Source organism: Bacillus sp. es.034, assembly GCF_002563655.1.
Lineage (GTDB): Bacteria > Bacillota > Bacilli > Bacillales > Bacillaceae_B > Rossellomorea.
Genome location: NZ_PDIY01000001.1, coordinates 3,251,499 through 3,263,734, shown reverse-complemented (window position 1 = coordinate 3,263,734; position 12,236 = coordinate 3,251,499). Strand labels below are relative to the sequence as shown.

Annotated in this window: 8 protein-coding genes and 1 pseudogene; all 9 read left to right on the top strand. The window is 41.8% G+C overall.

The annotated features are described in order from the left end of the window. The first annotated feature begins 84 nt into the window (after positions 1-84). The 9 genes and pseudogenes from ATG71_RS16705 (at position 85) to selB (ending at position 12,163) form a co-directional block, all read left to right on the top strand. Positions 85-1,230, top strand: a complete 1,146-nt coding sequence (locus tag ATG71_RS16705) for an exonuclease SbcCD subunit D (RefSeq protein WP_098440650.1) — start codon at positions 85-87, stop codon at positions 1,228-1,230. Beyond that, positions 1,227-4,361 (top strand): AAA family ATPase, encoded by a 3,135-nt coding sequence (locus ATG71_RS16700; RefSeq protein ID WP_098440649.1) that lies wholly within the window; start codon positions 1,227-1,229, stop codon positions 4,359-4,361. The genes ATG71_RS16705 and ATG71_RS16700 overlap by 4 nt, the downstream gene beginning before the upstream one ends. Positions 4,362-4,503: 142 nt before the next feature. Next, on the top strand, positions 4,504-5,583 hold the full coding sequence (locus tag ATG71_RS16695; protein WP_098440648.1) for an endospore germination permease: 1,080 nt from the start codon (positions 4,504-4,506) through the stop codon (positions 5,581-5,583). Positions 5,584-5,629: 46 nt separating this feature from the next. Continuing rightward, positions 5,630-7,116 (top strand): annotated as a pseudogene (locus ATG71_RS16690) (spore germination protein). Next, positions 7,097-8,257 carry a Ger(x)C family spore germination protein gene (locus tag ATG71_RS16685; RefSeq protein ID WP_098440647.1) on the top strand — a complete coding sequence of 387 codons (1,161 nt, stop codon included), beginning with the start codon at positions 7,097-7,099 and terminating at the stop codon, positions 8,255-8,257. The pseudogene ATG71_RS16690 and the gene ATG71_RS16685 overlap by 20 nt, the downstream one beginning before the upstream one ends. Before the next feature lie 109 nt (positions 8,258-8,366). After that, complete coding sequence (locus tag ATG71_RS16680) at positions 8,367-8,663, top strand: hypothetical protein (protein WP_098440646.1); 297 nt, start codon at positions 8,367-8,369, stop codon at positions 8,661-8,663. A 162-nt stretch (positions 8,664-8,825) separates the two neighbouring features. Further along, a complete protein-coding gene (locus ATG71_RS16675) occupies positions 8,826-9,422 on the top strand; it encodes an SCO family protein (protein WP_098440645.1) in 597 nt (198 codons plus the stop codon). 108 nt (positions 9,423-9,530) lie between these two features. Continuing rightward, the gene (locus tag ATG71_RS16670) at positions 9,531-10,070 is read left to right on the top strand and encodes a GNAT family N-acetyltransferase (RefSeq protein WP_098440644.1); all 540 of its coding nucleotides are present in this window, start codon (positions 9,531-9,533) and stop codon (positions 10,068-10,070) included. A gap of 203 nt (positions 10,071-10,273) precedes the next feature. After that, on the top strand, positions 10,274-12,163 hold the full coding sequence (selB, locus tag ATG71_RS16665) for a selenocysteine-specific translation elongation factor (RefSeq protein ID WP_098440643.1): 1,890 nt from the start codon (positions 10,274-10,276) through the stop codon (positions 12,161-12,163). Positions 12,164-12,236 lie beyond the last annotated feature (73 nt).

The following is a 12,236-nucleotide window of genomic DNA, read 5'->3' as shown; positions in this document are numbered from 1 at the left end:
ATCAATGTTTTCCTTACACGGAGACCCTGTTAGTTTGATATAATCCAGTTAGAAACTAGAATGTGCGGAGAGGAGAAAATAGTAGTGAAATTCATTCATACCGCTGATTGGCACCTGGGTAAATTGGTGCATGGCATATATATGACAGAAGAACAACGATACATATTGGAGGAATTCATCGAACTTGTGAAAGAGGAGGAACCCGATGCAGTCGTCGTTGCAGGCGATCTCTATGATCGATCTGTCCCACCTACAGAAGCAGTAGAGCTATTAGATGAAGTATTATTCCGGATAAATGTAGAGCTCGACACACCGATTGTAGCTGTTTCTGGCAACCATGATAGTGCAGAGAGGCTGTCATTTGGGTCTTCATGGTACAAACATAGTCAATTTTATTTAAAGGGGAAGATCTCGGCAGATTTCACCCCCATCCAAATAAAAGGAGTGAACTTCCACTGCGTCCCTTATGCTGAGCCTGGTACAGTCAGACAAATACTTGATGATGACTCAATCAATAGTCATCATGCAGCAATGGAAGCCATCGTCAAGAGAATCGAAGAACAGATGGACCCTGAAGAACCACATGTTTTTGTTGGTCATGCATTTGTACTGGGAGGAAAAACGACGGATTCGGAGCGAACTCTTTCAGTCGGGGGTTCCGGTTGTGTGGGGGCAGACGTATTCAGACCATTCCATTACACTGCACTCGGTCACCTTCATAGTCCAGACGCCATTAGGCATGAAACAATCAGGTACTCAGGTTCACTGCTGAAATATTCTTTTTCAGAAGCTGCTCAGAGGAAATCCGTCACCATTGTAGAGATGGGTGAAGATGGGTCCTTTCAATTGCGGGAAAAGGTACTTCAGCCTAAACAGGATATGAGGGAAATGGAGGGACATATGGAAGAGTTGCTGGATCCCGCTTTCTATCAGTCTCAGAAGGTGGATGACTATTTAAAGATCACCCTTCATGATGAAGGGACATTAATCGATCCCATCAATCAACTGAGACAAGTCTATCCAAACGTGCTCCATCTTGAGAGAAAGAGAGATTTGACCGACGCTAGAAAGAAGAACTCGTTCCAAGCATTGGAGGATAAAAAACGGTCCGAACTGGACTTATTTAAAGAATTTTACAAGGACATGACCACAGGTGAATTCAACGGTGAAAAGGAAGATGTGGTACGGAATGTGATTGATATCGCCAAAAGGGAGGTTGATCACGCATGAAACCACTTAAGTTAGTGATGCAGGCGTTTGGACCGTATGCCGGCAGGGAAACCATTGACTTCCGAGAGCTCGATAACCGCACCATGTTCGTGATTTCCGGTAAAACAGGGGCTGGAAAGACAACGATTTTCGATGGGATTTCCTACGCGATCTACGGAAAAGCCAGCGGGGAAGATCGAAATCCGACAGAATTAAGAAGCCAATTTGCCAATCATGATGATAGTACAGAAGTTGATCTTCTATTCAGTTTACGTGGAAGAACGTATCGGATTTGGCGTTCACCCCAGCAGGAAAAAAAGAAAGCAAGGGGGGAGGGCTTTACTACCATCAATGCCCGGTCTGAATTATATGTATGCGATGAAGACGGGAAAGAACAGCTTCTTGCGGCAAACGTGAGAGAGGTGGACGAGAAGATCAAAGAATTGATCCAGCTCGATGCCAATCAATTCAGACAGATCCTTATGATCCCACAGGGGGAGTTTCGGAAACTCCTTACATCGGATAGTAAAGATAAAGAACTCATATTGCAACGCCTCTTTCATACGGAGCTATACAAGACGATTCAGGAAAAATTGAAATCCGAGGCTGACGAGTTGAAAAGGTCTGTTGAATCCTCCATAGAAGAACGAACAAGGGAACTAGTAAGAATCCATTTTGAAGAAAATGAAGAACTCCAATCCCTTTTATTGGAAAGTCCGTTAAATGATCATCGCATTCTGCACCTTCTAGTCCCTCATATTGAAGAGATGGAAAAGAAGGAGAGGAAGCTCACACAACAATATGAGAACGTTCAAGGGAAAAGGGATGCCTATCAGAAGGATCTCACAGAGGCTAAAAGTCTGATCGATCAATATGAGCTTCTGGAAAAACTTAAGAATCAAAAAGAATCCCTTTTAGCACTGAAACCTGAAATCGAATCGATCGATCATGAGATTGTTTTGGCCAGGAGAGCTTCCCATTTGGTTCAACAAGATGAATATTGCCACAAACTTAATCGGAATCTAAGCGAACTGAAAAGTCAATTAGCCACACTATCCGAACAAAAACAAACAATCTCAGAAAAGCTGCTGACAGCAACAAAGATTTTTGAAGAAGAAACAAAAAGTGAACCTCTCAGGGAGCAAGCTTCAAAAAGAGTGAATCAACTTGAAAATATGGAAAAAGATATAGATTCTTTAGATACGCTAATGAACGAAACGGGTGAATTGAAAGAAAGGTACGAAAAACAGCAGAGTATTGTAACAAAACAGAACGAGCAGATCTCATTTTTACAAAAAGGGATAAAGGAACGGGAAGTACGTGTCAAAGCAGGAGAAGGTGGTCAGGAAGATGTATTTCAACTTGAAAAAAATGTACAGGAGAAACTTTCCCTACTGGAGCAGATAAATGACATGAATCAATTGGAACAAAAACTTCAGCGTGTAAAAACGGAGCGTGATCAATTAAAGAATCGATATAGTCAACTTGAGGATCGACTTCAGGATGCTTCTGAAACGCTGGCTTTTTTGGAGGGGAAGTGGAATTCTGCTCAGGCGTCATTGCTTGCGAAAGGATTAGCAGAAGATGCTCCCTGTCCGGTCTGCGGATCGGAACACCATCCAACCCCCGCAGTAGAGGCAGATTCTATTCCATCCGGGGAAGATCTTAAGGCGGCAAAAGGTAAGCAGCAGGAATTGGAAACGGAAGAGAAAAAAGTAAGCCTCGCCATTGCCCAGGAGGAAACGAAAATACAAGGCATTCAAGAGCAAATCGAAAATATCAACAAGAAAATAAGTGAAAAGAAACGTTACTTTAATCAGTTTGAACTCGGGGAGACCCGTTCGCTGCTGATGAAAGAAATCGAATCATTGAAGACGGACATCGCTTCTAAGAAAAAAGAAGTGGAACAAATAAGAGTCATGGGAGAAGAAATTAGAAAGGGGAGAGAGAAGCTTGAAGAACTTGAAGGGGCAAGAGGGAAGAATCAAGACATGCTCCAAGAACTCAATACGCTCTTTCACACGAAAAAAACGACCCTGGAAAAAGTGAAGGAATCCATCCCCCTTGATCTCAGGACAAAAGCTCAATTTGAACAAGTGTTACAGAAAGAGAAACAAAGATTGAAAGAATTAAAGACATCCTTTGAACGGGCTCAAAAACAGTACTATGAGCTGTTGAACCAAAACAGTGTAAAGGAGTCTCAAGTAAAAGATAAAGAGATCCAAATAGAGAATGTGAATGTGGAGATGAAAGCTGAAAGGGATGCCTTCCTCACGCTACTCACAGAACAGGGATTCTCCCACTATAAAGCCTTTCTGGAAGCGAAAAAGTCAGAAGCGGAAGTCACTGCCCTTCAGGAAAAAGTGAGGAAGTACGGGGAGGATCTTCGCTCAGTCACTGACCGTCTATCCGATATTGAAGGAATCTTAAAAGATAAACAACGGCCGGATCTTCAAAGGATCGAAGAAGACATCATCAAGGTTACAGATGAATTGAAAGAGGTAAATGATCTTTTAAATAGTGTCATGACAAACAGAAAGGAAAATGTGCTCATCCTCAACAGGGTGACAGTCATAAATGAAGGAATCAGGGATTTAGAATCAAGATATCAAACGGTCGGACATTTAGCAGAAGTCGCAAGGGGTCAGAATGCCAACCGGATCACATTTGAAAGGTATGTTCTGGCATCATTCCTTGAAGACATCCTTAGGGTCGCAAATGAGAGATTAATCAAGATGACTTCAGGCAGGTATCAGTTGATCCGGAAAACGGACCGAAGCAAAGGGAATGTTCAGAGCGGTTTGGAACTTCTGGTCTTTGACCAATATACAGGTCAGGAGCGACATGTCAAAACATTGTCAGGAGGGGAAAGCTTCAAGGCCTCCCTGGCTTTGGCACTTGGACTTGCTGACGTGGTCCAGCAATACGCCGGGGGAGTATCATTAGAGACGATGTTCATCGATGAAGGGTTCGGGACACTCGATCCGGAATCACTTGATCAGGCAATCGAAGCATTAATGGATATACAAAGCAGCGGGCGATTAGTAGGATTGATATCGCATGTTCCAGAGCTGAAAGAGAGAATCGATGCACGCCTGGAAGTCATTTCATCACAGAATGGAAGCAGGACGGAATTCCGGTTTTTAGCGTAGGACCACTCAAGAAAAAGGTCAAGGATCTTCATCCTTGACCTTTTTTATATGAAATTTAATTAGTCGATCCCTTTATGATGTTTTTAAACACGGTAACTGGGACATAAATAGAGGAAAACGACTAATCAAGTGGAGAGTTCAAATGAAGAATATTCGTCAGATCTTAATCCCGAGACAGTTACTGTTGCTGTTGATCCTCTCAACAGGCTTATTAAATCACGTCATGTTGATTCCGAGTATCTTTCAGGCAGCCGGGCGGGATGGGTGGGTCAGCATCCTTGCCGCCTATCCCATACTCCTTCTCATGACGTTTCTAATCTTTTACATCATCAAGCACTCCCCTAAGGAAGGCTTCTTTCATTTGCTTCAACAGAAATGGCCGAGATGGGCAGTCTTATTATTTTCTCTACCCATCGGCTTATTTTTACTCTCAAGTGCATACATAACCTTTGTTGATTTAATACTATGGCTAAGTGCTTATTTCCTGGCGGATGTGCCTTCTTTCATTATTTGGGGAGGTATTTTTATCATTTGTTTCCTGATCACTTGGGCCGGGATTAAACACATGGCAATCGCCAGCGGGATATTGTTACCCCTTGTCATGATCTTCGGTTTTTTCATTGCGATTACAAATACGAATTTAAAGGATCCAAGCTTATTGTTTCCAATCATGAGCAACGGATATGAGCCGATCATAAAAGGAATGATTTATGTATTGAGCGGACTGCTCGAGCTATATTTGATTGTCTTGATACAGCCATATAGTGAGGGGAAAATGAAGGTTCATCATCTAATCGTTCTTGGCTTGATCTTTATGGGACTGATGTTCGGTCCCCTTACAGCATCCATAATGGAATTCGGACCAGTAGAATCAGCGAACTTGAGGTACCCTGCCTATGAGCAATGGAGGATTCTTTCCATAGGGGAATTCATCACCCATCTGGATTTCTTTGCCCTCTATCAGTGGCTGAGTGGGGCATTGATCAGAATCAGTCTATTTATGTTCCTATTGGGTGCACTCCTTATTAAAAAGAAGGATCAACATCGGATCTCTTTAAAGATATTAATACCGATTTTTATCATCTTTTTCGGATTGTCGCTGTTCAAAATTGATACATATGATTTTTATATGTTTTTGTTTAATATATTTTTTCCACTGACGGTCATCCTCTTCATGGGTCAAATCATCGTTTCAGCCATCATTTTACGATTGGTAAAATAAAAAGATGGATTTACTATGAATAAAAACAGAGCGAGTTAAGTAAAGGATGTTTTCAATGAAGAAAGCCTCTAAAGAAAAGACAACAAGTAAGGAATCAAAAGGAGACACCCTGGAAGAAGTGAGGCAATTATTCTCACACAGTCAGGATCTGGTGATAAAGGTCCATCTCTTTCATGGAACGGAAACGACCATCGTTTATTTTGATAGCCTGGTGGACCGGCATTATCTGGATCAATTTATTATTCCGAAGATTGAAGAAGTCCCGCATATAACCTTTGCAGAAAAAATCATGAGTTTGTTTCAGGCAGAGGAAATCACCCAGGGCTCCATTGAAGAATTGGCTTCCGCTCTATTTTCAGGATTTGTCCTCTTCTTTGTTGAAGAAAGGGTTTTATCCATCCACGCAGGAAATCTACCGAAAAGATTGCCGGAAGAATCATCTTTGGAAACATCGATTCGGGGACCTAAAGACGGTTTCGTTGAAGACTTGAATACAAATATTTCTCTAATTAGAAGGAGATTGTTCACCTCCTCCCTTTGTGTGGAAAAGTATAAAATTGGAACCAGGTCTCACACTGACATAGCAATTTTGTATCTGGATGATGTCATCGATAAGAGTGTGTTGAATGAATTATACACTAGGCTTGATCAGATAGACATCGACGTATTGACGGGAAATCAACATCTTGAATCACTTTTAGATGATAATCCTTATTCGATATTTACAAGCTTTGATTATACAGGCAGACTGATTTTATCGTAGACTCGTTGAATCAAGGAAGATTTGCACTGATTGTAGATGGTTTTCCGACTATTTCTATAGCGCCGGTCAACTTATTACTGCAGATTAAGTCGCCGGAAGACTCAAGCATCAATTATGTGTATGTGTCCCTTGAAAGAATCATAAGGATGGTGGGAATATTAATTTCTGCATTTTTACCAGGACTTTGGGTGGCGTTCTCCGCCTATAATATTGAACAAATCCCTTATCTGCTTGTCGCAACCATCTCGATGTCCCGGTTCGGACTGCCTCTGTCAGCACCGGTGGAAATGTTCATTGTCCTGTTTTTATTCGAGTTCTTCAATGAAGCGGGTGTACGTCTTCCGAGGGCAATCGGACAAACCGTTTCGGTATTGGGAGGATTGATTGTAGGGGATGCGGCCATCAGGGCAGGAATGACATCTCCCACCATGCTGGTCATTGGTGCGATAACGTATATATCGTCCTTTACTCTCGTCAATCAATCCCTTAAATATGGAACAACGGTCCTGAGGTTTATTGTGTTACTGATAAGTACGTTCTTTGGCTTATTTGGTGTAGTCATGATCTTCATCATGACGGTCATTTACTTGTCCACCCTCTCATCTTTTGGAGCACCTTATTTAGGGACGGTTGCTCCTATTGGATGGAACGAAGTCATACGATCCTTTCTCAGGATGCCGATCCAGTTCTATAAGCAGCGAACCTCTTCCACTAACCCCGTAGACCAAACGAGGAAAGGTAATCATTCAAATGAACAACAAGATAACTAAGTTCATGATCATTCTTTCGATGCTTGCTTTATCGGGTTGTACAGGGTCAAAAAATATCCAGGACCTAACCTATATTGTCGCCATTGGTTTGGACTATGATGAAACGAAAGATGAATATACTGCATACATCCAGGGATTGAATTTTGCTAATGTCGCGAAGCAAGAGGGAAGCAGATCAACTGATCCGATACCAACCTTTGTAGGCTCTGCAAAAGGGAAAACCCTGAACATGGCAGTCAGTAACTTATATAAAGTAACGAGACCGCCATTGTTTTTTGGACACACCAAAACGCTTGTCTTGTCCAAGAATCTATTGAAGTATAAATTTAAAGAAGTATTAGAGGACGTTGGTAGAAACCGTTCCCTGAGGCCTAGCCTCGAACTGTTTGTAACAGATACGAATATTGAAGATATTTTTAGTGCGAAGGGATTATTTGATTACCCGCCTGTATACACGGTTCTCCTGACCGAAGAAAAATCAGAGGGAATCGAAAATGACATCGATTCAACGAGCTTGATGCACTTCTTAAGGGAATATTATGAACCGATGGGTACTGCGCTGATTCCAAATATAACAATCGACCGGCAATCATGGCATGCAGATGGGGAAGTCGCTTCTCTTTATCTGGATGGATATAGTGTCTTTCAAGATGAAACATTCAAAGGGGAAATTTCGGCGAGTGATTCCATGACTGTGGACTGGCTTCAGAATAAGAAAAATTCTCTCGATTATGCCTTATATGAAGAAGGTGAGCTCCTGTCAACATTTAAATTAACAGCAGATGAACCGAAAGTGAAATATCATGAAGATCACGCGAATTTCCCGAAATTTTCTTTGGAAATAAGCGTGGAAGCTGAATTGTTAGAAAAGATAAATGATATGCCTTTCAAAGAATTACATGCTAAGCTTCAGAAATCGTTAGAAGAAAAAATAACAAAGGTTTATCAACTTGGTTTCGAGAAAAAGATGGATTTATTCGATGTGGGTGGACGGTGGTACCGTTCCCATCCTGACAAGTATCATGACTTGGAGAATAGTGGTGACAGATTTTACCTGTCAGACAGTTCGCTAAAAAAAGTAAAGGTAAAAGTTGAAATCAAACATTTCAATGCCTATCGATATATCAAGGAAACGAGATAATAAAGAAAGAGAAAAGGAAATCTCCAAATAAATTTCCTTTTACTCTTTCTTTTTCCAATTGGATTGCATAACATGAAGGTAGGTATTAGGGAATGGAGGAACAATCACTGTGCAAATAAGCATTTATATCATGTTATTAGTAGTATCTGCTGTCATTGCGATCGGTTGGAGCTGGAAGAGATTATTGGATTTCAATTCTTATAAGAAACCATTTTTAGAAGGAGTCGCCCTTCAATTTGTTTTTCTTATCTTTGCATCTGTATGGTGGCTTATTACAGAGGACATTTCAGACGGGGTGATGGGAGTATTCTATTATTTCCTTGCATTCCTAACGATTATGGTTGTTCATGGGTTCACCCTGCATTATCTCTTTTCAAAGAAGAAGATGAAGGAGCGGGAAGAATAAATGCTATTGAGATCGGAATCCAGGCGTACATCATTCATTAAATAAGCTCAGGAACAGAGGTTTCACAAAATAGACAATGAATCTTATCAGTAGGAATTGTTTTTTTATCCTCTTTTTACTAACATAGAATGGGAGAGACAGATAAAGTCGGAGGAGATAAAGATGTCAAAAACCAAAACATTCATTGTGGTGATGACCATCATCGGGGTACTCCTTGCAGGTTGCAGCAACAGTGACTTTCAAGCAGAAACGGATTATGAAGTGAAGGAATTTTCCTATACGAATCAGAACAATAAACAAGTCAGCTTAAAAGATTTAAAGGGACAGGTCTGGATCGCCGACTTCATCTTTACCAGTTGCGAAACAGTTTGCCCGCCAATGACCTTCAACTTGACAAAGCTGCAAAAGAAGTTAAAAGAAGAAGGGGTAAAGGATTATAAAATCGTTTCCTTCAGTGTGGATCCGGAAACAGATACACCTGACGCATTAAAAGAGTACATATCAAATTTTGAAGCAGACACAAGTAAATGGGAGCTGTTAACCGGCTACGAATTCGATGAAGTGAAGGACCTTGCGGAACACTCCTTCCGTTCAATCGTAGCGGACGACCCCAATTCCGATCAGATGATTCATGGGACCAGCTTCTATCTGGTGAACCAGGAAGGCACCGTCGTTAAAACGTACAGTGGCAACAGTGATGTTCCGTATGATGAAATCGTTCAGGATATGGAAACATTAATTAAAGAAGGATCTGAATAAATCCTTCTGCGAGAATCACAGGATGAGTGATTCTCTTTTTTTTTGAGATTTCACATTCCAATATTAGGATGCTAACGATTATAATGATGAAAAGGACTGGGAGTTGACATGATGAAAATTCGTCCGATCGAAGTGAAAGATGCAGAAAGAATAGTAGAAATTATGCGTCAAGAGACGGTTTTACCCAATATCATCGCGTTACCTAGCTTAAGGGTCGAGAAGTTTGAATCGAGATTGAAGAACCCTACATCCAACCAGCATGATTTTATAGCAGAAGTGGATGGGATCGTAGTGGGGCTTTGCGGATTAAGCCAAGGCCTCGGCAGGCGTGCCCACACGGGAAGTTTATTCGTATTTATAGATGAGCAATATCATGGAAGGGGAATCGGCACCAGCCTCATTCAAAACGCGATTGATTTAGCGGATAACTGGTTGATGATTGAGCGGATTGAGTTGACTGTCATAGACGTTAACACCAAAGCGAAAGCTCTATATGAAAAATTGGGATTTAAGAATGAGGGATTCAAACATGGCTCCATTGTCCAGAACGGCCGTTTTGCAGGTGAATATTGCATGGCGAGATTTCGCCCGGGTGGTGCTGTTAAGAGGGAATATGATAATGTTAAGGAATCTACAGCTAAATTATAGAATAGCAGGTGAGTGCAAATTCGAAATTCTAAGGGAATGCTGATAGTTGATATACTGATCACATTATTCATTTTTATATGGGTGGTGAAATCCTTTTCAGATGGGGAAGTATGGAAAGGAGTTCTGTTTGCCGTTTGTTTTGCTATCATGGCAGGGGTACTGGTATTCAGATTCAAGAAGAAAAGATAGAAAGTGGTGAGAGGATGAGAAAGGACCATTACACGATTGGGATGGCCGGGCATATCGATCATGGAAAAACCACTCTCACAAAGGCACTGACTTTGGTTGACACCGATCGGCTTAAAGAGGAAAAGGAGCGGAGTATCTCAATTGAACCTGGATTCGCCCCTTTGTATGAGGATGATACGATTGAGATTTCTGTAGTGGATGTGCCGGGTCATGAACGTTTCATCCGTCAAATGATTGCAGGTGTAGCGGGAATCGACCTTGTTGTACTCGCAGTTGCAGCTGATGAAGGAGTGATGCCGCAAACGAAAGAGCATCTTGATATTCTGTCCCTTCTTGGAATAAGTCATTGCATTGTCGTCTTGACGAAAATTTCTAAAGTTGAAGAAGATTTAAGAGAGATGGCCCGGGAAGAAGTCATCGAAGAATTGAAGGGTACCGTATTTGAAGGCTCTCCCGTTCTTTCAGCAGACGGTTTAACAGGCGAAGGAGTGAAGGCTCTTAAAGAAACCATCATTTCCTCATTAAAAGGTCTGCCTTCAAGGAATACTGCCGGGGAATTTCGATTACCTGTTGATCAGGTCTTTACTGTAAAGGGGCAGGGAACGGTGGTGAGAGGAACGATTTATGAAGGAAGTCTGGAAACGGGTCAGGATCTGACCATTCTACCGCTGGGAATACATACAAAAGCGAAACAAATTCAGGTTCACCACCGTAAGGCAGAAAAGGGATATGCCGGTCAACGGGCTGCTGTCAATCTCCCCGGTGTGGACCATAGATCCGTTAAACGGGGAAATGTACTTGTCTCATCGCCTCACCTTTTTATGACAAACACAATTGACGTTTGCATACACGTGCTACATACTGTCCGATATGAAATCAAACAGAGAATGCGGGTCATGATCCATACAGGTACTTCTGAGGTCTTGGGGAAGCTTGTCTTCTTTGATCGAAATAAAGTGGATGCAGGTATAGACACCGACATGATTCTATGCCAGATACGCCTTGATGAATCCATCATGGTTAAACGGGGAGATCGTTTTATTGTCAGGAGGCCCTCACCGGTTGAAACCATCGGTGGAGGGTGGATCATACAGCCAAACGGGGGCAATTACCGGTTTGGAGAAGAAACGATCGGCTACCTTAAATCCCTGGTTGAAGGAACCCCGGGTGAACGGGCACTAAGAGTACTTGATCGATATAAATCCCTTGATAGGGAAACGTTGAAAAAGAAAGGATCCCTTTCAGAAGAATGTATGACTGAGTTACTCCTGGAACAAGAGTGGATTCAACTTTCTGATTCAACCATAACCCATTGTAAAATCGTTAAAGAATGCCGGAATGCGATTAGTCATTTCCTCTTGACGTTTCATGAAAAATTCCCTTTATTAAAGGGAGTCAATCGTGCAGAATTGAAGCAACGCTTGAGTGAGTATCCTGAAAGTCTGGCAGATTATGTGTTGGAGGACGGGAATTGGGTCGAGGGAAAAGGTCTCGTCCATTTAGTTGGATTCACCCCCCATCTGCCGCCTGCATGGGAGAAGCGATGCAATCAGCTTCTCGATTTACTGGAAAGGGACGGCACACAGGTAAAAGACATGGAAGAGTATTTTGAGCAGGTAGGAATACCGGAGAAGTGGCAAGCGGACTTCACTCGATTCTTCGTACAGGAGAAGAAAATAGTACCCCTGGACGAAAAGAAAGCTTATTCCTTTTGGGTGTTTAACGACGCCACCATCCGCCTGAGGAAGCATACAGATGATGTATTTCAGGTAGGTGAAGCGAAAGAAGTACTGGGATTATCCAGAAAATACATGATTCCATTTTTAGAAAAGCTTGATAAAGAAGGGCTGACTCTTCGCATAGAAGGGAAACGAAAATGGATTGGCTTTAAGGATAAAGAATGAGTGGGAAGGAAGTATATGTCCGTTGATCAACATAAATAAAGTAAATTGCTGCTAATCATACTGTGGCATAGTA

Excerpts from the sequence above, each read along its gene's own strand:
- ATG71_RS16700 (WP_098440649.1), top strand. The coding sequence starts at position 1,227 with ATGAAACCACTTAAGTTAGTGATGCAGGCGTTTGGACCGTATGCCGGC.
- ATG71_RS16695 (WP_098440648.1), top strand. The coding sequence starts at position 4,504 with ATGAAGAATATTCGTCAGATCTTAATCCCGAGACAGTTACTGTTGCTG.
- ATG71_RS16685 (WP_098440647.1), top strand. The coding sequence starts at position 7,097 with ATGAACAACAAGATAACTAAGTTCATGATCATTCTTTCGATGCTTGCT.
- ATG71_RS16675 (WP_098440645.1), top strand. The coding sequence starts at position 8,826 with ATGTCAAAAACCAAAACATTCATTGTGGTGATGACCATCATCGGGGTA.
- ATG71_RS16670 (WP_098440644.1), top strand. The coding sequence starts at position 9,531 with ATGATGAAAATTCGTCCGATCGAAGTGAAAGATGCAGAAAGAATAGTA.
- selB (WP_098440643.1), top strand. The coding sequence starts at position 10,274 with ATGAGAAAGGACCATTACACGATTGGGATGGCCGGGCATATCGATCAT.